The organism is Glycomyces sp. NPDC048151, assembly GCF_043202775.1.
Classification (GTDB): domain Bacteria; phylum Actinomycetota; class Actinomycetes; order Mycobacteriales; family Micromonosporaceae; genus Glycomyces.
In genome coordinates this window covers 44,353-65,988 of the sequence record NZ_JBIDBB010000004.1, presented here as the reverse complement: position 1 = coordinate 65,988, position 21,636 = coordinate 44,353, and the positions used below count along the sequence as shown (strand labels likewise).

At 71.1% G+C, this 21,636-nt stretch carries 20 protein-coding genes; 5 read left to right on the top strand and 15 right to left on the bottom strand.

All coding sequences use genetic code 11. The features are described 5' to 3' along the window. Nucleotides 1–28: 28 nt before the first annotated feature. The 3 genes from ACGGCP_RS10080 to ACGGCP_RS10070 all read right to left on the bottom strand — a co-directional run bounded on the left by ACGGCP_RS10080 (nt 29) and on the right by ACGGCP_RS10070 (nt 3,682). The gene (locus tag ACGGCP_RS10080; RefSeq protein WP_392963780.1) at nt 29–1,495 is read right to left on the bottom strand and encodes a nitrilase-related carbon-nitrogen hydrolase; all 1,467 of its coding nucleotides are present in this window, start codon (nt 1,493–1,495) and stop codon (nt 29–31) included. Next, on the bottom strand, nt 1,479–2,054 hold the full coding sequence (locus ACGGCP_RS10075) for a TetR/AcrR family transcriptional regulator (RefSeq protein WP_392963778.1): 576 nt from the start codon (nt 2,052–2,054) through the stop codon (nt 1,479–1,481). The genes ACGGCP_RS10080 and ACGGCP_RS10075 overlap by 17 nt, the downstream gene beginning before the upstream one ends. A gap of 89 nt (nt 2,055–2,143) precedes the next feature. Then, on the bottom strand, nt 2,144–3,682 hold the full coding sequence (locus ACGGCP_RS10070) for an MDR family MFS transporter (RefSeq protein WP_392965054.1): 1,539 nt from the start codon (nt 3,680–3,682) through the stop codon (nt 2,144–2,146). A gap of 191 nt (nt 3,683–3,873) precedes the next feature. Here ACGGCP_RS10070 and ACGGCP_RS10065 point away from each other — a divergent pair, with 191 nt between their 5' ends. Then, nucleotides 3,874–4,461, top strand: a complete 588-nt coding sequence (locus tag ACGGCP_RS10065) for a TetR/AcrR family transcriptional regulator (protein WP_392963775.1) — start codon at nt 3,874–3,876, stop codon at nt 4,459–4,461. Nucleotides 4,462–4,623: 162 nt separating this feature from the next. Continuing rightward, nucleotides 4,624–5,457: an LAGLIDADG family homing endonuclease gene (locus ACGGCP_RS10060; RefSeq protein ID WP_392963772.1), complete on the top strand. Its 834-nt coding sequence runs from the start codon at nt 4,624–4,626 to the stop codon at nt 5,455–5,457. Here ACGGCP_RS10060 and ACGGCP_RS10055 read toward each other — a convergent pair. From ACGGCP_RS10055 to ACGGCP_RS10030, 6 genes are all read right to left on the bottom strand, one after another. Beyond that, on the bottom strand, nt 5,436–7,706 hold the full coding sequence (locus ACGGCP_RS10055) for an ABC transporter substrate-binding protein (RefSeq protein ID WP_392963769.1): 2,271 nt from the start codon (nt 7,704–7,706) through the stop codon (nt 5,436–5,438). The two genes, ACGGCP_RS10060 and ACGGCP_RS10055, sit on opposite strands and share 22 nt — an antisense overlap. 79 nt (nt 7,707–7,785) lie before the next feature. After that, nucleotides 7,786–8,700: an arginase family protein gene (locus tag ACGGCP_RS10050; RefSeq protein ID WP_392963766.1), complete on the bottom strand. Its 915-nt coding sequence runs from the start codon at nt 8,698–8,700 to the stop codon at nt 7,786–7,788. Nucleotides 8,701–8,835: 135 nt separating this feature from the next. Continuing rightward, nucleotides 8,836–9,714, bottom strand: a complete 879-nt coding sequence (locus tag ACGGCP_RS10045; protein ID WP_392963763.1) for a co-chaperone YbbN — start codon at nt 9,712–9,714, stop codon at nt 8,836–8,838. A gap of 85 nt (nt 9,715–9,799) precedes the next feature. Beyond that, complete coding sequence (gene rnhA, locus ACGGCP_RS10040; protein ID WP_392963761.1) at nt 9,800–10,264, bottom strand: ribonuclease HI; 465 nt, start codon at nt 10,262–10,264, stop codon at nt 9,800–9,802. Between the two features lie 10 nt (nt 10,265–10,274). After that, nucleotides 10,275–10,862 carry a TMEM165/GDT1 family protein gene (locus ACGGCP_RS10035; RefSeq protein WP_392963758.1) on the bottom strand — a complete coding sequence of 196 codons (588 nt, stop codon included), beginning with the start codon at nt 10,860–10,862 and terminating at the stop codon, nt 10,275–10,277. A gap of 237 nt (nt 10,863–11,099) precedes the next feature. Beyond that, entirely contained in the window at nt 11,100–12,332 is a 1,233-nt protein-coding gene (locus ACGGCP_RS10030) for an MFS transporter (RefSeq protein WP_392963756.1), read from the bottom strand. Nucleotides 12,333–12,484: 152 nt separating this feature from the next. Between ACGGCP_RS10030 and ACGGCP_RS10025 the strand changes: the two genes are divergently transcribed. Both ACGGCP_RS10025 and ACGGCP_RS10020 read left to right on the top strand, forming a co-directional pair. Next, a complete protein-coding gene (locus tag ACGGCP_RS10025; protein WP_392963753.1) occupies nt 12,485–13,654 on the top strand; it encodes an ROK family protein in 1,170 nt (389 codons plus the stop codon). 153 nt (nt 13,655–13,807) lie between these two features. Further along, nucleotides 13,808–14,653, top strand: a complete 846-nt coding sequence (locus ACGGCP_RS10020; protein WP_392963751.1) for a CPBP family intramembrane glutamic endopeptidase — start codon at nt 13,808–13,810, stop codon at nt 14,651–14,653. Nucleotides 14,654–14,704: 51 nt separating this feature from the next. Here the strand turns inward: ACGGCP_RS10020 and araA are convergent, their stop codons facing one another. From araA to araB, 3 genes are read right to left on the bottom strand one after another with little or no spacing between them, the layout of a single operon-like run. Next, nucleotides 14,705–16,201 carry an L-arabinose isomerase gene (gene araA, locus ACGGCP_RS10015; RefSeq protein WP_392963748.1) on the bottom strand — a complete coding sequence of 499 codons (1,497 nt, stop codon included), beginning with the start codon at nt 16,199–16,201 and terminating at the stop codon, nt 14,705–14,707. A gap of 5 nt (nt 16,202–16,206) precedes the next feature. Then, on the bottom strand, nt 16,207–16,896 hold the full coding sequence (locus ACGGCP_RS10010; RefSeq protein ID WP_392963746.1) for an L-ribulose-5-phosphate 4-epimerase: 690 nt from the start codon (nt 16,894–16,896) through the stop codon (nt 16,207–16,209). Next, nucleotides 16,893–18,557: a ribulokinase gene (gene araB, locus ACGGCP_RS10005; RefSeq protein WP_392963743.1), complete on the bottom strand. Its 1,665-nt coding sequence runs from the start codon at nt 18,555–18,557 to the stop codon at nt 16,893–16,895. Before araB ends, ACGGCP_RS10010 begins: the two co-directional genes overlap by 4 nt. A gap of 382 nt (nt 18,558–18,939) precedes the next feature. Here araB and ACGGCP_RS10000 point away from each other — a divergent pair, with 382 nt between their 5' ends. Then, nucleotides 18,940–19,785: an SDR family oxidoreductase gene (locus ACGGCP_RS10000; RefSeq protein ID WP_392963741.1), complete on the top strand. Its 846-nt coding sequence runs from the start codon at nt 18,940–18,942 to the stop codon at nt 19,783–19,785. Nucleotides 19,786–20,182: 397 nt separating this feature from the next. On the opposite strand, the gene ACGGCP_RS09995 is transcribed toward ACGGCP_RS10000, so the two are convergent. The 3 genes from ACGGCP_RS09995 to ACGGCP_RS09985 are packed head-to-tail and all read right to left on the bottom strand — an operon-like array spanning nt 20,183 to nt 21,620. After that, nucleotides 20,183–20,752 (bottom strand): hypothetical protein, encoded by a 570-nt coding sequence (locus ACGGCP_RS09995; protein ID WP_392963738.1) that lies wholly within the window; start codon nt 20,750–20,752, stop codon nt 20,183–20,185. Further along, nucleotides 20,749–21,264, bottom strand: a complete 516-nt coding sequence (locus ACGGCP_RS09990) for a phage holin family protein (RefSeq protein ID WP_392963735.1) — start codon at nt 21,262–21,264, stop codon at nt 20,749–20,751. Before ACGGCP_RS09990 ends, ACGGCP_RS09995 begins: the two co-directional genes overlap by 4 nt. Before the next feature lie 23 nt (nt 21,265–21,287). After that, complete coding sequence (locus tag ACGGCP_RS09985) at nt 21,288–21,620, bottom strand: plasmid stabilization protein (protein WP_392963732.1); 333 nt, start codon at nt 21,618–21,620, stop codon at nt 21,288–21,290. Between the last annotated feature and the right edge of the window lie 16 nt (nt 21,621–21,636).

Sequence of the window (21,636 nt, the reverse complement as noted above, 5' to 3'; positions counted from 1 at the left end):
TGACGCCCGGGCCCCTTCCTCTTGCCTGCTAACGGGAGGCCAGCGCGGGCTCGTCCGCTTCCACCGCCGTGTCCTGCCTGCGGCGGGCGGGGATCGCGGCGGCGATCCCGGCGAGGAGCATCGCGAACGCGGGGAACAGGAACCAGTTGCCGAAGCGGCCGTAGACCGTCTCGACGTTGCCGGCGGGGACGTCGGCGACGGCGAGGCGCTCGTCTTCGGCGAGCACGTGACCGGAGGCGTCGCTGACGGTCATGAGGCCGATCTGCCCGGCGCGCACGAGCGAGAAGCCCTGCTCGACACCGCGGGTGACGGCGACCCGGCTGTGCCACCATCCGTCCACAGTGAAGTCGAGGGCGGGGGCGAGGACGAGTCCGGCGCCGCCGTCGCCGTACTCGGCGATCGTCGCGGTGTGGTCGAGGTCCTTGCAGACGGTCAGCGCCCAGCGCTGCTCGCCGACGAACGTCGGACCCGCCTCGGAGGCGGTCATCCAGTCCTCGAGGCCCGTGACGAGATGCTGCTTGTGGTACTCCCCCATGGCGGAGCCGTCGGCAGGGACCCACACGGCCGCGTTGAAGGTGTCGTCGCCGTGGTCGAGGGCGAGTCCGAGCACGAGGTCGATGCCGGACTCGGCGGCGAGGGCGGACCAGCGGTCGAGGTAGGGGCCGGATTCCTCCGCGGTGACGTGGAAGGTCTTCTCGGGGAGGACGAGCACGTCGATGTCGTCGGCCTGGCCGAGGCGGGTGATCTCGGCTTCGTAGTCGGCGAACAGGCGCTCGGCCTTGTCGGTGCCGATGCGGATGGAGTCCTCGTCGGTGGGGAGGGCGAGGGCGGCGGCGCGGATCGTGTCGCCCTGGTCGGCGGGGCGGGCGAGCCCGAAGGCGACGGTGGCGGCGAGGCAGGTGGCGGCGACTGCGGCGATGCCGATGCGGCCCTTGCGTTCGACGCCCGGGGCGAGGAGGGTCGCGAGGGCGGTGGGGACGGCGAGGAGGAGGAACGTCAGGCCCCAGATGCCGGTGACGGAGACGAGCTGGAGGACGGCGGTCTGGTCGGCCTGCGTGTAGGCGAAGCTCCACCATTCGCCGCCCGCTTCGGCGTTGACGACCGAGCCGACGTATTCGACGGCGACGACGGCGGCGGGCATGGCGAGGAACGCGGTCCAGTGGCGTCCGCGGCGGATCAGGGCCCGGTAGAGGAGGGTGGCGGCGGTGTACATGCCGGTGAACATGAGCGCGGAGACGATCACGAACACCGGGGGCATCTCGAGGGATTGGGCGAGGTAGTTCCAGATGCGGGCGGTGCCGCCGAGCCAGGCGAGTTCGGCGGTGAGGAGGGCGGCCCAGAAGCCGAGGCGGGGGACGGCGAGGAGGAGCGGGACGGGCGCGATCCACATGAGCCAGGGGACGGGGTCGAGGGCGAACCCGAACGCGTAGAGGAGGGCGGTCGCGGCGGCCGCGGCGATCGCCAGGGGCACGGGGTGTCTAGGCGAGGATGCCATTGAGGAGCCTTTCGAGGGAGTCGTGGCACAGCTCGCGGAAGCCCTTGTCGTCCAGGGCGATGCGGCCGCCCTGGTGGAGGGCGGCGAGGCCGTAGAGGTTGGCGGTGAGGGTCAGGCCGACTTTCCAGGAGTCGGCGGGGGCGAGGGTGCCGTTCGCGATGCCGGCGTCGATGATGCCGGTGAGCAGGCCGAAGAGGCGGGAGCGTCCGACGCTGAAGTCGCCGGGGAAGGTGCGGGCGCCTTCGCGGGGCTCGATGAACATGAACGCGAACTGGCGCGGGCGGTCGAGGGCGAGGTCGACGAGGTCGTCGACCGCGCCGTGGAGGGCTTCGACGGTGTCGGCGGGGATGTCCTTGCGGCTGAGGCGGTCGTAGACGTCGGCGAACATGTCGTCGGCGACGCGTTTGAGGAGCGCCTCGCGGTTCGGGAAGTGCCGGTAGACGGCCATCGGGGACAGGCCGAGGGCGTCGCCGATCTTGCGCATGCTGACGGCGGCGCTGCCGCCTTCGGTGACCAGTTCCTTTGCGACGGCGGCGATCCGGTCGGAAGTCGAACTCATGTTTACACCATACACAAGGCTGTGTACGGCGTAAACTCCAGTGGCGTGAAAACGGGCCCGAGCAAGCTGCCCGGGCCCGGATTCGCAGGTCAGCCGTTCGCGAGAGCGGGTTCCTCGCCCGGCGGGGTCTCGGCGAGGTCGACGGTCTCGCGGAGCTCGACCGGGCTGAGGAACAGCGCCGCGACGAACCCGGCGGCGGCGATGCACGCCGAGATCAGGAACAGGTGCCCGGTCGCGTCCCCGTAGGCGGCGCGCACGATCTCGGCGACCGGCTCCGGCATGGCGTCCAGGTTCAGGCTCGAGCTGCCGCCGCCCGCGCCCGCGTCGATGCCCAAGGCCGCCAGGCCGTCCGCGATCTTGTCGGCGACCTGGTTCGCCAGGACCGCGCCGAGGACCGAGACGCCGATCGTGCCGCCCAGCGAGCGGAAGAACGTGATCGCCCCGGAGGCCGCGCCCAGCTCGCGCAGCGGCACCGAGTTCTGGACGACGAGCACGAGGTTCTGCATCGACATGCCGACACCGGTGCCGACCAGGAACATGCCCGCGCCCATGAACACCAGGTTCGTGGTGTGGTCGATCGTCGCGAGCATCGCGAAACCGCCCGTCAGGACCAGCGTCCCGGCGATGATGTACGGCTTGACCCTCCCCGACTGGGAGACCAGCCGTCCGGCCACCGCCGAGGCGACCATGACGCCGAACATCATCGGGATCGTCAGCAGGCCCGCCTCCGTGGGCGAGAAGCCGCGCGAGATCTGGAAGTACTGTCCGAGGAACACCGCGCCGCCGAACATGGCCATGCCCACCGCGAGGCTGGCGACCGTGGCCAGCGCCGGATCGCGGCGCTTGAGGACGTGCACCGGGACGACCGGCTCGCGGACCTTCGTCTCGACGACCACGGCCGCGCCCAGCAGGAGCACCGCGCCGGCGCACATCACGGCGGTCTGCCACGAGATCCAGTCGAAGTCGTTGCCCACGAACGTGACCCACAGGAGCAGCAGGCTGACGCCCGCGGCGATCAGGGTCGCGCCCAGGTAGTCCACCTTGACGCCGGTGCGCCTGGCCTCGGCGAGGTGCAGGGTCCGCGAGAGCATCGCGAACGCCACGACGCAGATCGGGACGGCCAGGAAGAAGCACCACTGCCATCCGAGCCAGTCGGCGTCGGTGATCGCGCCGCCGAGCAGCGGACCGCCCACGGTGGAGACGGCCATGACGCCGCCGAGGTAGCCGTTGTAGCGGCCGCGTTCCTTCGGGCTGACCATCGCGCCGATGATGACCTGCACGAGGACCTGCAGCGCGCCCATGCCGAGGCCCTGGACGGCGCGGAGCGCGATGAGCTGGCCCGTGTTCTCGACCAGGCCGCACAGGAGCGAGGCCGTCGCGAAGATGCAGATCGCCACCTGCAGCAGGCGCTTCTTGTCGAACAGGTCGGCGAGCTTGCCCCACACCGGGGTCGAGGCGGTGCTGGCGAGGAGGGTCGCCGTGACGACCCACGTGTACTGGGACTGGGTCCCTTCGAGGTCGCCCACGATCTGCGGGAGCGCGACGGAGACCACGGTGGACGAGACCATCGCGGCGAACAGGACCATGAGCAGGCCCGAGAGCGCCCTGAGGACTTCGCGGTGGGTCATCGGCGCGGGTGCGGCGGTTGCGGCGGTTGCGGCGGTCAAGTGACGGCCTCCTAGGGTGTTGCTGGAGGAGGGCCGGGGGGTCGGAGGGCCCGGCGGCCGGAGACGAGCGAGACGCCGTGTAGTGAACGACGCGTCTCTTATGCCAAGCTAGCATTTAGTGAACGCTGCGTTCACTACTGAAGGGATGCCCGGTGACCGATTCCACAGCGAGCCGCCGACGCGGCGACGACCTCGAACGCGCCATCTTCGAGGCCGCCCTGGAGGAGTTGGCCGAGGTCGGCTACGCCAACCTCCGCATGGAGGCCATCGCCGCGCGCGCCAAAGCGGGCAAGGCGTCCCTGTACAAGCGCTGGCCCGACCGCGCGCACCTCGTCCGCGCCGCCGCCCGCTACAAGGCCACCGAGGTCGACACGTCGTTCGAGCCCACCGGCGACGTCAGGGCCGACATGGCGCGGGTCATGCGCGGCATCACCGAGAACCAGGCCGGCCCCGGGGGCGAGGCCATGCGCGGCTGGGTCGGCGAGCTGCGCGCCGCCGACGCGCAGGAGGACGAGCGGCTCCGCGAGGCGATCGAGCAGCCCCGCATCCGCGTCTTCGCCAAGATCTTCGAAGCGGGCATCGCGAACGGCACCGTCCGGCCCGACGCGCTCCGCCCCCGCATCGTGAACCTCGCGCCGAGCCTGCTCACCCAGCATTTCCTCATGAAGGGCCGCCCCGCCACGGCGACCGTGATCGACGAGATCCTCGACCAGATCGTCATGCCCCTCATCACCGCTTGAGACGGCGAGGGGCCGGACGGTTCCCCGTCCGGCCCTTCGTCTCCCCCAGGTCCGCCCGTATCGCGCCCTTGCGGGTGACCAGGAGGTCCTGGAAGAGATCTGTATCTCTTACGAAGGATTTACGTGACTCGGATCGTCGGACCGCATCCGCACAGTTGATCCATGTTCGACATAACGCGACCAGAAGTCGCCTACCTCATCGGCCTACTTCAGACGGACGGCACTCATGGCGGCAGTCTCGACGTCAAAGGCAAAGTCACGCTTGAACTCGCCGCGCGCGACGAAGCGGTGCTGCCGCGGCTAGCAGCCGTCATTCCTTGCTATACCTCGATCCGGCACCGGACTCGGGACACGAACTTCAGCAAGGCATACGAGTCCGTCACACTCAGCTTCTACGACCAGGACACCCGCAAGGCTCTCGCAGCGCTGGGAGTGCCGCCTGGCCGGAAATCGCGATCGATCGCGCCTCCACGGCAGCCGTTCTCAAGAGCCGACTACGTTCGCGGGGTGCTAGACGGCGACGGCTCGGTCGGGTTCACCGCGAAGGGCCTGCCATTCGTGAGCCTCGTGACCGCCAGCCCCGCGCTCGCCGAATTCTTCTGCGAAGTGCTCCAAGAGGTCTGCGGGGTCGCGCGGACCGCCCGGCAGAACCAGCGCGATGGCGTTGCGAACATCATAGTGGTCAACACGGCGGCCGCGAAACTTGCAACGTGGGCTTGGTACTCGCCCGACGCCCTCAGCATCGACAGGAAGCTGCGTGCGGCGACGCAGGTCGCCGCATGGGTTCCGGATCCGGCCAATGCCGCCCGTTACGACATCGTACGAAAGGCGTGGACGCCTGAGGAAGACCAGCCGATCGAAGAGCATTCGATCGCGGAGGCGGCGGCGCTCCTGGGCCGAACCGAGAAGAGCGTTTCAGCACGGAGGTCGCGACTCCGTGGAAGTGCAGCTCGCGCCGCGTGGCTGCGCTCGATTCAGGAGAAGACGATCCAGTAGGTCGCGGCCGCGGTCAGGACGATCACCGGGTAGGCGATGCGGGAGCCGACAGTGAGCCAGCGCAGGCGGCGCTTGCGGCCCTTCGCGGCCCAGGAGGAGCCGACCAGGTCGACGACGAGGAGGCCCACGCAGATGAGGATGAACAGGTAGTACAGCCATTCGATGGCGACGGTGTAGCTGATCGCCGGGAGCACGCTTGTCACCGAGTTGAGCATCACCGCGGAGCTGAGGATGCCGGTGATCGCCATCGACACCCGCGAGGTGACGGCGTCGTAGCCGAGGAACAGGGACACGTACGTGGCCAAGACGAGCAGGCACAGCGGCAGGAGGTTCTTCACGAGGAAGCCGCCGACGTCGCGGCGGACCTCGATGTCGGTGACGAACTGGCTGTAGTGGACGCCGGTCGAGTCGGACTCGGGGTCGCCGAGGTTCGCGGTGGTGCCGACGGTCTCGGCGTGGAAGTAGAGGCTGTCGACCTGCCAGTTGGGGATGCGGTCGATGGTGGTGCTCGAGTCGCCCGCGCTGGTGAGGCGTTCGGCCTGGGACTGGGAGCGGACCGTGGCGTCGAGAACGTAGACGACGCTCGAGTCGGGCAGGGTGCGGTGCTGGAGCACGATCGGCAGGTGCTGGCGGTCGAAGGGGAACGACCGGAACACCAGCTGCGCCTCGAAGACCCCTTCGACGTGGTAGAGCCGGTACTTGGTGTCGCCGACCTGCTTGGCCTCCAAGGGTTCGCCGAGTGCGAGGTTCTTGTCGGCGGCGTTGGGGAACCAGACGTCCGTGACCTCGTCGCCGCCGGTGTAGGTGAACCAGACGAACATGTCGGCGGCGAACGTCCCGGCCTGCGTGTTGAGGTCGCGGATCTCGTTGACGTTGAAGCCGGTGCTGACGATCTGGGTGGGGATGAGAACTTCCTGCTCGAACCGGACGGCCTCCCCGGCGGCGAGTTCGGCGGCGACGTCCTGGCCGGACGCCGGGTCGTAGGGCACGAGCTGGACGGGCGCGGAGACGGGCCTGGCGCCGTTGAAGACGCCCATGCGGACCGGGCGGACCAGGGTGCGGTCCTCGAAGTAGAGGGGGCCGGTGAGGCCTTCGGCGGCGGTCCCGGGGTCGGTCATGGCCTCCCACGCGGCGCGGAGGTCCTCGCGGGCGGCGGGAACGTCGGCGGGGTCGGTCCCGGCGAGCCCGGCGGCGATGAGGGTGACCGTGTCGCTGCCGGTGACGGCGGGCCAGTCGGGGACGTAGCCGTAGCGGCTGACGAAGGTCTGCACGAACTCGAGGGCGGCGCCGGTGAGCGAGTCGGTGAGCATCGGCGCGGTGGCGTAGACGGGCGCGGCGAGTTCGGCCTCGGTGGCGCCCTGATCGACGAGGGCCTGGTGGATCTCGGCGGTGAACGCCTCGGAGCTGAGCTTGTTGCCGCCGATGACCGGTTCGGTGACGCCCGCGGCGCGCAGCCCGGAGATCGTCCGCTCGGCCGCGTCGGGGCGCAGGCCCAGGACGATCGCGCCGCGGTCGGGGTCCGCGGCGATCCGGCCGACGAGCGCGTCGATCGCGGCCCCGGTGGCGTCGCTGAGCCCGTCGGTGTTGAGATTGGCGCTGTCGAGGGTGAGCGGGAGGTCGTGGACCTGGCCCTGGTAGGCGGAGACGAATCCGGCCCGCACGTCGCTGCCGTAGCCGTCGTCGCCCCACACGACGGTGGCGCGGTCGAGGTCGAGGACGCTGCCGATGTAGGCGGCCAGGAACGTGCCCTGCTGGCTGTCGTCGAAGATCCCCTGGAAGTACCAGGGCCGGTCGGCGGTGAGGGCGTCGCTGGTGACGACCGGGCTGATCACGGGGATCCCCGCGTTGGCGTAGGCGCGGTAGGCGGCCATCGACGCGGCGGTGCTGGTGTGGCCGATGACGGCGGCGACGCGGTCGTCGGCGGCGATCGCCTCGGCGTTGGCCTTGGCGCGCAGGGGGTCGTCGCCGTCGGCGTAGACGAGGAGTTCGACGGGGCGGCCGTCGATGCCGCCTGCGGCGTTGACCTTGTCGACGGCGATGCGCACGCCGGGGAGGAGGTCGGACTCGACGTGTCTGCCCTGGCCGGAGTCGTCGACGTTCCCGGCGACGGCGATGTAGACCGGCTCGGCGCCGGTGCCGCGGCTGAGCAGGGTGAACGCGACGGCGCCGAGCACGAGCAGGCACGCGGCCAGGACCAGCGCGAACACCCGGTTGCGTCGTGCCGCCGCGTCCGCCGTCGTCGATGCCATGCCGGCCCTCCTCCAGGTGCTTCCACTAGCAGTACTGGAATCGGCGCGGGGGTTCAGGCGTTTCGGGTTCTTCCCGGTCCTATTGGAGGGCTTCGACGAGGAGGTCGGCGAGGGCCTTCGCGTACTCGCCGTCGGGGTCGTAGTCGGGGTCGAACACGGTGAGGTCGAGCCCGGCGCACCGGTCGTCGGCGGCGCACGTGGTGATGATCTGGCTCAGCTCGCCGAGCGAGATCCCGCCGGGCGCGGGGCCGTCGACGGCGGGCATCACGGACGGGTCGAGGACGTCGGTGTCGACGTGGAGCCAGAACGTCGCGACGTCGCCGAGCGAGTCCAAGGCCCATTCGGCGGAGCGGCCGACCCCGTTGGCGCGCAGCGCGGGGACCGTGCGCATGGCGACGCCGGAGGCCTCGAGCTCGACCCGGTGCGGGTCGTCCGAGCGCAGCCCGAGCACGACCAGGTGGTCGGTGTCGACGTACGGGCGCAGGCCGCCGATGTCGGTCAGGTCGGGCTGGCCGCGGCCGGTCGCGAGCGCCAGCTCCTCGGCGGCGGCCGCGCCCACGTACTGCGAGTTGCCGGGGTGGCGGAAGTCGGAGTGCGCGTCGATGAACACCAGGCCGCGGTCCTGGCGGTCGCGTTCGGTGCGGCGGCGGGCGGCGAGGGCGGGCCCGAGGAGGATCGAGCAGTCGCCGCCGAGGACGAGTGGGAAGCGCCGCTCCTGCCAGAGGCGTTCGACGCGGTCGGCGAGGCGGCGGGTGTACTCGGCGATGGCCTTGGCCTGGCCGACGCCGTCGCCGGGCCGCCACGCGGAGGCGTCGAAGCGGGGCGGGGTGAGGCATCCGGCGTCGACGGCGTTGAGGCGCGAGAGGAGCCGGTGGTCGCGCAGCGCCCCGGGGGCCTTCGCGCAGCCGGGCACGGTGCTGGGGGTGGGCGGGCGGAGCCCGAGGTTGGAGGGCGCGTCGAGGACCGCTATGCGTCTCGTCCGAGTCGCTGGCAAACGCCCACCTCCCACACTGCACACCAGCTTGTCACAGGGGGCCGCCCCGGCACCAGGCCCGGCGGTCCTCCGAACGGCCGGACCTCCGCACCACGGTGTGGCGCGGAGGTCCGTTTCGTCTTGCGGCGCTTTCGGTTAGAACAGGACGGCGCTGAGCTTGCGGCGGGCCTTGGCGACGGCGGGGTCGTCGGTCCCGGCGACGGTGAACAGCTCGACGAGGCGCTTGCGCAGGCGCTCGCGGTCGTCGCCGAAGTTCTTGGCGACGAGCGCGATGAGCCGCTCGTAGGCGGCCTCGGCCTGCCCGGAGAGCAGCTGGAGGTCGGCGGCGGCGAGGGCCGCGTCGATGTTGTCCGGGTCGGCGTCGGCGATGGCCACGGCGTTGTCAGGGAGGGCCCCGACGCGGCGCAGCATCCGCACCTGCGCGAGCCCGGCTTCGGCCTCGCCGGACGCCGGGTGGTTCTTCAGGTACTTGTCGTACGCGGCCTCGGCCGCGTCGAGGTCGCCGTCGACCATGAGGTTCTCGGCGTTGGCGAGCTCGGGGTCCACCGGCTGGGGCACGTCGAGCCCGGCGGCCTGGGTGACCCGGCCGATCCACTGGCGCAGGCCCTGCTCGGACTGCGGGCCCTGGAGCAGGTCGAGCGGGCGGCCCTGCGCGAGCGCGACGACGGCGGGCAGCGACTGGAGCTGGAGGGCGGCGGCCAGCTGCTGGTTCTGCAGCACGTCGGCCTTCGCGAGCACCCACGCGCCCCCGGCCTCGGCGGCGAGGCGCTGCAATACGTCGCGCACCTGGAGGCTCTCGGGCACCTGGTCGGCCCAGAACGCGACGACGACCAGCGCGTCGAGGGAGCGTTCGAGCACCTCGGTCTGGACGGTCGCGTCGGTGACGTCGATCGCGAGCACGCCCCCGCCGGGGAGGCCGCCCTGCTGGGCCTGGGCGGCCTGCTGCTGGGCGGCGGCCGCGAGGGTGCTGAGGTCGACGCCTCCGGAGAATCGTGACGGTACCTGGTCGCTCATGGTGCTGATTGTTCCATTCTCATCGTGGCCGCGGGGCGGGGGCCGGGCGCTGTGTGGAGTGCATCGGGGCGGGAATAGGCCGGGCTCAGCGGCGCCCGGCGGCCTCGTCGCGGCCCTTGCAGGCGAGGCGGTCGGCGCGTTCGTTGCCGGGGTCGCCCGCGTGGCCCTTGACCCAGCGCCAGTCGACGCTGTGGCGGGCGGCGGCCGCGTCGAGGCGGCGCCACAGGTCGGCGTTCTTGACCGGCTCCTTCTTGGAGTTGATCCAGCCGTTGCGCTTCCAGCCGTTCATCCAGGACGTGATGCCGTTGCGCACGTACGAGGAGTCGGTGTAGAGCACGACGTCCATGGGGCGCTTGAGGGTCTCCAGGGCCTGGATGGCGGCCATGAGCTCCATGCGGTTGTTCGTGGTGGCCTTCTCGGAGCCGTACAGCTCCTTCTCGTGCTCGCCCCACTGGTAGTAGACGCCCCAGCCCCCCGGGCCGGGGTTGCCGGAGCACGCCCCGTCGGTGTAGATGACGGCGGTGTCCTCGTTCGCGTCCGGTTTCGGCATGAGCGCCAGCTTAGTCCGCGAGCGCCGTCACGGCCTCGACGCCCAGCAGGACGCCGATCACGAGGAACAGTCCGGAGGAGACGTACCGGATGACCTTCTCGGGGATGCGCTTGGCGACCCAGGCCCCGGCGAACACGGCGAGGAGGTCGGCGGCGAGCATTCCGGCGGTGCCGCCGATCCACACGCCCCACGGGTTGTAGCTGGAGCCCATGCCCATGGCGATGATCATGGTCTTGTCGCCGAACTCGGCGAGGAACATGGCGGTGACGACGGTGAGGAGGCCGGTGCGCCGCTCCTTGATCGGGCCCTCCTCCTCGTCGCCGTCCTTCTCGGGTTTGAGGCCCCAGAGCCCGAAGCCGATGAACATGACGGCGGCGGCCAGGCGGATCCAGTCGGTGGGCAGGAGGTTCCCGGCGGCGGCGCCGACGCCGACCGAGAGGCCGATGAGCGCGCCGATGGCGATGAGGAGGCCGAGGATGACCGTGCGCATCCGGTACTTCGTGGCGAACGTCAGGGCCATGAGCTGGCTCTTGTCCCCCATCTCGCCGACGAAGACGGCGCCGAAGGCGATGCCGGCGGCGATGAGCAGTGCGTCCATTGAGGGTGATCCTCCCAGTGTTCACGCCGGGAGGAGGGCAGTCGCGAACCTCGACCCGGCCGTACGGCCTTGGTCGAAGGTCTCGCTCGCCCCGGGGACCGAGGCCGTGCGGCCGGGTTCGGCGGAACCAGTGTGTCGACCGCAGCGTTGGGAGCTACTCCCCTTCTGCGCTGGCAACTATACGCGCGGACCCGCCGCGGGGGCGACGGGTCCGGGGCGTGACGTGCGCCGCGCCGGTCAGGCGACCGGCACGGTCTCCTTGTCGGCGTTCGGCTCCGCAACCCGTTCCCTGAAGAGGCGGCGGAGGGTGAGCGGCCCGGCGAAGGCGGCGAACGCCGCGAACACGGTGGGGACGAGGAGCCCGGCCGTGATGCTGGTGGCCTCGGCGATGTAGCCGATGGCGGCGGGGCCGATGAGGAGACCGACCGAGCCGGACATGGACATCAGGGCGACGTTCGAGGGCGTGCCTCCGGCTTCGCCGATGGCGCTGAACAGGACCGGGAGGATGATCGCGATGCCGCTCCCGGCGAGGAGCCACCCGGCCCAGGCGAGGGTGAGACCGCCGGCCGTGCCAGAGAAGAGGACGACCGCGTATCCGGCGGTGGCCGTGGCCCCGGCCCACAGGAAGGTCCGGCCGGGCCCGAGCTTCGCGCGGATGGGGTCGCCGAGGAGCCGGAAGACGGTCATGGCGACGGCGAACACGGTGTAGGAGAGGGGCGCGAGGGCGTCGTCGGCTTCGAGGACGTTGGCGGCGTGGAGGTTCGCCCAGTCGATCGCGCCGGACTCGATGAGCGTGCCGCCGAGGCCGAGGACGAACAGGGCGGCGAGGAGCACGGTGCCGATGCGGCGGACGGGGGCTCCGCTGCTGCCGCCGGAGTTGTCTCGACCCGGGGGCGGCAGCAGCGGACGGGTGAAGGCGGCCATGGCGACCGCGCCGACGACGGCGACCGCGACGAGCACGGTCTGGCCGCCCAGGCCGATGCCGAGGGCGACGGCGGTGGCCGCGCCCGCGAGAGCGCTGCCGAGGCTCCACAGGCCGTGGAACGCGGAGATGATGGGCCGCCCGTAGTGCTGCTCGAGCTCGACCGAGTGGGCATTGATGCCGACCTCGATGAAGCCGACGCCGATCCCGTAGAGCGCGGCGCAGGCGAGGAGCGTCGTGTAGTTCGGGGCGAGGGCGGGGGCGAGGAGTACGAGCTGCGTCGCGGGGGCGGTCCACAGGAGCATCTTGCGGCTGGTCACGCGGTCGGCGAGGCGGCCCGCGAACACCATCGCGCCGAGCCCGACGAGCTGGATGAGCAGGAGCGCGGTGCCGAGCTTCGCTTCGCCGAGGCCGAGGCGGGCGTCGATGCCGGGCAGCGACGCGGACCAGGCGCCCATGACGAAGCCGGAGGTGGCGAAGGCGCCGTGCAGCCCGATGCGGGCGCGGCGCAGGACCAGCGGGTCCGGGGTGTTCGTTGCGGTGGGCACAGCCGAGGGTTCCTTGCCGTCGAAGAGGAGGCGGGCCCGGGGACGGCCCGCTTTTTGTTCTCGATACGAACATAACAAGGCCCGGACGCGATCGTCAAGGTTTATGTTCAAGCCGTGCACAAAAATTTCCGGACGGCTGGCATAATCCCTGCATGCCCCAGACGATGACCAGCGCCGACCTCCGCGTCCACAACCAGGTCCGGCTGCTGCGCGCCGTCCACGACGCCGCCGAGCCGTTCACCAGGGCCGAGGCCGCCCGGCTGCTCGGCATCGGCCGCAACACCGCCGCCGCGCTCGTCGGCGAACTCGAACAGGCCCGCCTGCTCCACGAGGTCCCCGCAGAAAGCGGCGGGCGCGGTCGGCCCACGACCTTGCTCGTCCCGCATCCCGAAGGGCCGCAGGCGTTCGCGGTGGACTTCCGGGAGGACGCGTGGACGCTCGCCTCGGTCGGGCTCGGCGGCGCTATCACCGAACTCGAGACCGGGGAGCACGACCGCACCCCTGCGGTCTTCGCGCAGATCCGCGCCGCCGTGGCGCGGCACGAGACGCCGCGGCTGGCGATCCTCGGCTTCGCCACCTCCGGCCCGATCAGGGACGGCCACCGGCTCCACATCTCGCACCTGGGGTGGGACGAGGTCGAACTCGACGACCTCATCGGACCCGACTGGCCGACCACGGTGATCGACAACGACGCGCGGCTGGCGGGCCTCGCCGAAGCGCGGCGGGGTGCGTTGCGGGGCATGGGGACCGCGCTGCACTTCCACATCGACTTCGACATCGGCGGCACCCTGCTGCTCGCCGGAGACGCGCAGCGCGGCGGCCACAACATCGCCGGGGAGTTCGGGCACATGCCGCTGAGCGGGTCGCCGCTGCGGTGCATGTGCGGCGTCCAAGGGTGCTGGAGCCTCGATGTGGGCGCGAACGCGCTCATCCGCAGGTTCGGGGAAGCCCCGGGCTACGGGGCGGGCAGAGCGCTCGCCGGGGAGGTCCTGCGCCGGGCCGAGGCCGGAGACGACGAGGCGGGCGCGGCCCTCGACGACAACGCGGCCGCGCTCGGGAAGGGGCTCGGCGCGCTGGCGAACGCGCTCGACCCGGAGGCGATCAGTCTCTCGGGGCTCGGCGTGGAGCTGATCCGCCTGCGGCGCGGGGTGATCGAAGCGCATTGCGCCGAGGCGCTGATGGAGTTCCGCCGGAGCGAGCCGCCGCGGATCGTGGCCGGGAAGCTCGGAGAGGCGGGCCCGCTGCGGGGGGCGGCGGAGATCGCGTGGGACGCGATCCTCAACGCCGACTGGGTGAAGGATCGCCTCGCGGACGGGCGCTGAGCTGCTTGGGCGGGGCCTACCGGATCACCGGGTCGTCGCGATCCGTGCTGCCGAAAGACGGATGCCCGACTGCGTTGATCGGTCTGCGGACCGATGTGCGGCAAGGGGTTCGGGGCGCAGGCTGGTGCGCGTCAACGATCCCGAGGAGTCCGCATGGTCCAAATCGCCGCCCCGCCGCGCCCCCGCCCGCTCGTCCGTCTGATCGCAGCCCGGCCGCTGCTGAGCTTCTTCGTCCTGTCCTTCGTCCCGTCGTTCGCGTACGAGCTGGTCTTCATCTTCGTACTCGACCTGCCGCTGGTGCCGTGGATGTTCGCGGCGCCGTTCATCGGTCCGTTCGCGGCTGCATTCATCGTCACCGCGGCCGCCGACGGGCGTGCCGGGGTGCGCGGGCTGCTGCGCGACCTCGTCCGCTGGCGGGTCGGCCTGCGCTGGTACGCGGTGGCCGCGATCGGCCTGCCCGCGGTGCTGATGCTGTGCGCGCTCCCGTTCTCAGGCGGCCCGGGGGCGTTCCGGCCCGATCCCGGGGCGCTGGGCGAGTGGGCGGTCGCGTTCGTCCTCGTGCTCGTCGTCGGCGGTCCGCTCGGGGAAGAGCCCGGGTGGCGGAACTTCGCGACGCCGCGGCTCCAGGAGCGGTTCGGGCCGGTCGCGGGCTCGCTCGTCCTCGGCGTCGTGTGGGGCCTGTGGCACATGCCGCTGTTCCTGGTCGAGGGTTACAACCACGCCGGGGGCGACCTGGCCGCGACGGTCCTCCCCTACCTGGTGTTCCTCGGGTTCACCACGGCGATCGCGTTCCTGTTCACGTGGCTGTACAACCGCAGCGACGGCAGCGGGCCGGTCGCGATCGTCGCGCACACGTTCTGCAACGTGTCGCTGCTGCCGGTGCTGTTCCCGGGCGTGGAGAACGACCTCCGGTACGAGGTCGTGCAGGTCGCGGCGTTCGCGGTCGTCGCGGTCGTCCTCATCGCCGCGACCCGCGGGCGCCTGGGCCGGCGCGGATAGGAAGAGGGGCGGGCCCGTCGGGCCCGCCCCTCGCTCGCCTTGCGGCGCTTGCTAGATGCCGCCCTCGAGGTGGTGGTAGACCTGGTTCCAGCGCAGTTCCTGCTTGAACTCGCGGGCGTTGGTGCCCTCGCCGATCACGACCAGCTCGATGCCGGAGATCTCGGCGAAGTCCTCCAGGACCTCGCGGCCGAACGCCTGCGTGAACGAGGTGTGGTGCGGCCCGCCCGCGGTCAGCCAGGACTCGGCGGAGGTCTGGAGGTCCGGCAGGGGCTCCCAGACGGCGCGCGCGACCGGCAGGTTCGGCAGGTCCTCGTCGGGCTCGACCGTGTTGACCTCGTTGGCCACCAGGCGCAGGCGCGTGCCGAGGTCCATCATGCCGACGCAGATCGCCGGGCCGGGCGGGGCGGTGAAGACCAGGCGGACCGGGTCCTCCTTGCCGCCGATGCCGAGCGGGTGGATCTCCGCCTTCGGCTTGTCCGAGGCGATCGTCGGGCACACCTCGAGCATGTGCGCGCCGAGGATCTGCGGGGACTCCGCGCCCAGGTTGTAGGTGTAGTCCTCCATGAAGGACGTGCCGCCTTCGAGACCCGTGGCCATGACCTTCATGAGGCGCACCAGGATCGAGGTCTTCCAGTCGCCCTCGCCGCCGAAGCCGTAGCCGTCGGCCATGAGGCGCTGCACCGCGATGCCCGGGAGCTGCTTGAGCGCGCCCAGGTCCTCGAAGGTGTCCGTGAACGCCTTCGCGCCGTGCTCTTCGAGGACGGAGCGCAGGGCCAGCTCGATGCGGGCCGCGTCGCGCAGCGACTCGTGGCGGTCGCCGCCCGCGCGCAGCTCCGGCACCACGTCGTAGTCGGCCTCGTAGACCTTGACGAGGTCGTCGACGGCCTTGTCCTCGATGGTCGCGACGCGCTCGACGAGCTCGTTCACGCCGTACGTGTTGACCTCGACGCCGAGCTTGATCTGCGCCTCGGTCTTGTCGCCCTCGGTGACGCCGACGTAGCGCATGTTGTCGCCGAAGCGGATGAGCTTGAGGTTCTGGGCCTCGTTCCAGCCCAGGGCGGCGCGCGACCAGTTGCCGATGCGCTCCTGGACCTGCGCGTCGTCCCAGTGGCCGACGACGGTCTTGCGGCGGTGGCGCATGCGGGTGAGCATGTACCCGAACTCGCGGTCGCCGTGGGCGGCCTGGTTCAGGTTCATGAAGTCCATGTCGATGTCGGCCCACGGCAGGTCGCGGTTGTGCTGCGTGTGCAGGTGCAGCAGCGGCTTCTGGAGCACGCCGAGACCGGAGATCCACATCTTCGACGGCGAGAAGGTGTGCATCCACGCGATGACGCCGATGCACGAGTCCGCGGCGTTGGCCTCCAGGAGGACCTTCCGGATCTCCTCGGGCGTGGTCAGCACCGGCTTCGCGACGACCTTGACGGGAATCGCGGCCGCGCCGTCGAGCCCGGCGACGATGTCGGCCGAGTTCTGGGCGACCTGCTCGATGGCTTCAGGGCCGTACAGGTGCTGGCTGCCGGTGACGAACCAGAGTTCTTTGGTTTCCATTGGTGTTACTGCTCCTTGGGGGCGGGCTGCTGGCCGTAGACGTTCTGGTAGCGGTCGTAGAGCTTGTCGATGTCCGCCTGCGGGATCGGGACGGGCTCGCCGAGCTGGCGCGAGATGTGGACGGTGCGGGCCACGTCCTCGGCCATGACGGCGGCCTTCACGGCCGACTTCGGGTCCTTGCCGATCGTGAACACGCCGTGGTTCTGCATGATCACGGCCGGGGAGCGGTGCCCCCGCAGGGTCTCGACGATGCCCTTGCCGATCGCGTCGGAGCCGATGCGCGCGAACGGGCCCAGCGGGATCTCCCCGCCGAACTCGTCGGCCATCGCCGTGATGACGCACGGGATCGGCTCGGCGCGCGCGGCCCACGCGGTCGCGTACGGGCTGTGCGTGTGGACCACGCCGCCGACCTCGGGCATCTCCTGGTAGACCACGTTGTGGCTCTCAGCGTCCGAAGAAGGCGCGAGGTCCCCGTCGAGGATGTTGCCCTCCAGGTCGGTGACGACCATGAGCTCGGGCTTCATGTCGTCGTAGGAGACGCCGCTGGGCTTGATGACGATGAGGTCGGTGCCCGGGACGCGGCCCGAGACGTTCCCGCTCGTCCAGGTCACCAGGCCCCAGCGGAGGAGCTCGGCGTGCAGGTCGCTGACCTTGACCTTCATCTCCTCGACGGCCGCGGTCGTCTTGAACGTCATTTCGTTGCCTCCGTGGCGATCTTGTGCAGCGTGTGCAGTGCGCGGGAGCCGCCGCGGCCGAAGTGGTCGTGCAGCTCCTCGTAGACGGCGTACAGCTCGTCGTAGGCGTCGGCGCGGGCCTCGTCGGGGACGTAGGCGTTGCGCTCGACCTTGCCCATGGCCTCGGCGGCCGCGACGATGTCCGGGTAGGCGCCCGCGGCGACGGCCGCGTGGATGGCCGAGCCCAGGGCCGGGCCCTGCTGCGAGGTGAGGACCGTGATCGGCATGCGCAGCACGTCCGAGTAGGTCTGCATGAGCCACTTGTTCTTCAGCAGGCCGCCCGCGGCGACGAACTCGTTGATCGGGACGCCCGCCTTGACGAGGGTCTCGACGATCATGCGGGTGCCGAACGCGGTGGCCTCGACGAGCGCCCGGTAGATGTCCTCGGGCTTGGACTGCAGGCCCAGGCCGAGGATGACGCCGTGCAGGTCGTGGTCGACCAGGACGGAGCGGTTCCCCGAGTGCCAGTCGAGCGCGACGAGGCCGTGCTGGCCGACGGCCTGGCCCTCGGCGAGCTCGGTCAGGTACTGGTGGATCGAGATGCCGCGCTTGTCGGCCTCGGCGGTGTACTCGCCGGGGACACCGTTCTTGGTGAACCACGCGAAGATGTCGCCCACGCCGGACTGACCGGCCTCGTAGCCCCACAGGCCCTTGGTGATGCCGTCGCGGACCACGCCGCACATGCCGGGGGCCTCGGTGAGGTTCTCGCCGTTGACGACGTGGCAGGTGCTGGTGCCCATGATGGCGACCATCTGGCCGGGGCCGACGGCCTTCGCGGAGGCGGCGGTGACGTGCGCGTCGACGTTCCCGGCGGCGATCACGGTGCCCGCGTTCAGGCCCGTCCACTCGGCGGCCTGCGCGGTGAGCTCGCCCGCCTTGTCGCCCAGGGGAAGCAGCGGGTGCTCCATCTTGGCGTTGAAGTCGGCGAAGTCGGGGTTGAGCGCGGCGAGGTACTCGCGGGAGGGGCGCTCGCCGTCCTGGACGATGCCCTTGTACCCGGCGGTGCAGGAGTTGCGGGTCTCCTGGCCGCACAGCTGCCACACGATCCAGTCGGCCGCCTCGATCCAGCGCTCGGCGCGGTCGTAGACCTCGCGGTCCTCCTCGAGGAGCTGGAGGCCCTTGGCGTAGGCCCACTCCGAGGAGATCTTGCCGCCGTAGCGCGGCAGCCAGGACTCGCCGCGCTCGGCGGCGACGGCGTTGATGCGGTCGGCCTGGCCCTGCGCGGCGTGGTGCTTCCACAGCTTCGGCCAGGCGTGCGGGCGGTCGCGGAACTCGTCGAGCTCGCACAGGGGCGTGCCGTCGGCGGTGGTCGGGAGGATCGTGCACGCGGTGAAGTCGGTGGCGATGCCCACGACCTGGTCGGGGCTCACACCGGCGGCCTCGATCGCCGCGGGCACGGCGTTGCGGAGCACGTCGACCCAGTCCTTGGGCGACTGGAGCGCCCAGCTGCGGCCGAGGCGGACGCCGGAGCCCGGGAGGGCCTCCTCGATCGCGCCGTGCTCGTACACGTGCTCGGCACTGGCCAGCTCGCGGCCGTCGGCTACCGACGCGACGACGACCCGGCCTGACAGGGTGCCGAAGTCGATCCCGATAGCAACGGCACCGTTGTCGCTGCCAGTCATTGCGCCTCCTTCAGGGGGACTCGTTTTCGACGGGTTCGTCGAGGTGCTCAAGTAAAAAGTGATCGCTCACATGATGCTGTTCCACCCTATGGGGGCGGCGTGTGCACGGTGTCGGATCCCCAACAACCTAACGCATTCGCACGTTCGGTACCAGCAGCGGTCCGGCGAACGGGACCTCGAACCGGATATACCCGACCGATTCCGGCGCACCCGAACCGGATAGACGTCTATCAGTGTGACGGAGACCCCAGAGCGATCACGCAGAAGCATCTTCGTACATTGTATGATGTACGTCGTACGGGATTACGCGGCTTCACGGCCGGGTATTCGCAGCTCCGGGACCCGGTCGGCAGGCGGCCGGGCACGGCGGAAGGAGCGGGCGATGGGCAAGCCGGGACAGCAGCAGGAACCCCCCGGGTACACCGAGGAGATGACCCCGAAGCCGAAGGATTCCATGGAGGGGTACGAAGGACGCGGGCTCCTGAAGGACCGCCGCGCCCTCGTCACCGGCGGCGACTCCGGCATCGGCCGGGCCGTCGCGATCGCCTTCGCCAAGGAGGGCGCCGACGTCGCCATCGCCTACCTCGAGGAGCACGAGGACGCCCGGCACACCGCCGACCTCGTCGAGGCCGAGCACCGCAAGTGCACGCTGCTTCCGGGCGACCTCGGCGACCGCGAGCACTGCCGCGACGTGGTCGAGCAGACCGTCAAGGCCCTCGGCGGCCTCGACCTGCTGGTGAACAACATCGCCACGCAGACGCCGGTCGACCGGCCCGAGGACATCGACGACGAACAGTGGGAGCACACGTTCGACGTCAACATGCACAGCTTCCACCGCGTCACCCGGGCGGCCCTGCCGCACATGGGCGACGGCGACGCGATCGTCAACTGCGCCTCCGTGAACGGGCTGCGCGGCAACAAGACGCTCATCGACTACTCCGCGACCAAGGGCGCGGTCATCGCCTGGACCTACTCGATGGCGCAGGCGCTCGCACCCAGGGGGATCCGCGTCAACTGCGTCGCGCCCGGCCCGGTGTGGACGCCGCTGATCCCCTCCACGCTGCCGGAGGACACCGTGGAGGGCTTCGGGTCGAACGTCCCGCTCGGCCGCCCGGCCGAGCCCGACGAGCTCGCGCCCGCGTTCGTGTTCCTCGCCGCCAACCGCATGTCCTCGTACATCACCGGCGAGGTCCTCGCCGCGCTCGGCGGTGAGACCATGCCCGGCTGACCCGCGAACCGACGTTCGCGCCGCGGCCGATCCGGCCGCGGCGCGAACGCGCAGGCAGCGACCACATGTCGTACCCATGTGTCAGGGTTGATACCGGGGGCCCATCGATGTCCGTTTTGCGGAGACCCTCCGCTCACGTTTCCCCCGACCCGGGCACAGGCGGACCGGCCCGACCCGGGCACAGGCACAGGCGACCCCGGGCACAAGCGGACCCAGGCAAGGCGAACCAGGCACAGGCGGACCCGCCCGACCCAGGCACAGGCGACCCGGGCACAGGCGGACCGGCCCGACCTGGCACAAGCGGACCAAGGCAAAGGCGAACCGGCGGGCCATGGCCCGCCGGTTCGCCGCTGTCGCGGATGCCTCAGTGACGTGCGAGGCGCCGCATCGCCTTGCCTCAGTGCGTGAGGCGCCGCATGGCCTTCTTGCGCCGCTTCTGCACGGCCACAGCGGCCGAGCCGAGGGCGTGCTTCGCCGCAGCCCAGCGCTTGCGCGCGGCCTTGCGCGTCGCCTTGCGGCGCCGCTCGGTCGCCTTGACCGCCTCGCGCGCCGCGTCGCGCGCGGCCTTCGAGGACCGGCGCTGGTCGCGGTAGACGTGCACCCCGACGACCGCGGCCGTCGTCGCGCCCGCCGCCGCGATCGCCACCGTCAACGGGTGGCGCCGCACCGGCGCGAACGGCCCGTGCGCGTGCGCCGCATCGGGATCGAGCCCGAGCTTCGCCCGCAGCTCGAGCACCGAGTCGTTGACCCGCTCGCGGGTCCGCTCGGCGTCCTTCTCCAAGTCCGCTGTGGACTTGTGCTGGTCCGCCTCGGCGTCCTGGAGGGCCCACTCGCGCTGCCGCACGAGGTTCTCCTCCTCCTCGGGCCGCTCGGCCTCCGGCAGGTAGGGCATCCCCACCGCCGGGGGCGGCGCGAGCCCGGCGCCGGGCGGGATGGCCGCACTCGGCGGCACCGTCCAACCGGTCATCGCTCCATCCTCCCTCGCAGGGCCCGGACGTCCTCCCGGGCGTGCTCCATCGTCTCGTCGGGGACCGGCGGCAGGGCCGAGCGCAGCTTGGCGCGGCCCACCAGCGCGAAGATCCCCGCGAGTGCGAAGAGCGCCAGGCCCGTCACGATCGCGGCGAGCCACGCCGGCCACACCAGTGCGAGCGCGATGCCCGCCGCGAGGGCCAGCGCCGCCCCGCCGTAGACGGCGACGACGCCCGCGACGGCGAACATCCCGCCGCCGACGGCGCCCCGCTTGGCCTTGTCGCCGATCTCGCGGGCGGCCAGTTGGGCTTCGACGCGTGCCAGGTGCGCCACCTGGGACGTCAGGTCGCCGACGATCTCGCCGACTGAGCGGTCCTGCTCGTCCCATTCGTGGCGGCCTCTGCCGCGACGGATGCGATCACGGACGCCGTGGTCGGTATCGGCCCGTTCGGCGTGCTCGCGCTCGGCGGCGCGGATGGCCTGGGCCTCGGGGTCGTGTCGGACCTCCATGTCCTCACCTCTCTCCGCCGGGCTCAGGAGCGCCGGTCGACGGCGCGTTGGAGCTCGGCCTTGTTCATCTTGGATCGGCCTTCGATGTTCTTCTTGCGGGCTTCCTGGTAGAGCTGCTCCTTGGTGCGGCCCTTGGGTCCCGAGTGGGACCGCTGCCCGCCGCGCTTGGAGGAGGACATGTCCTTGGTGGAGGTGCGGCTGGCCGTCTTGGTCTCGCCCTTGCGGGCGCGTTCCTTGTTGACGGTGCGCGCTGCCATCTCCTCGGCGCGGTCGTGCCCCATGCCCCGTTCTTCCGCTTGGTCGCGGATGTGCTTGTACTGGCGTTCTTCCTTCTTGGTCCACTGCCGCTGCGGCATGGTCCCTCACCTCCGC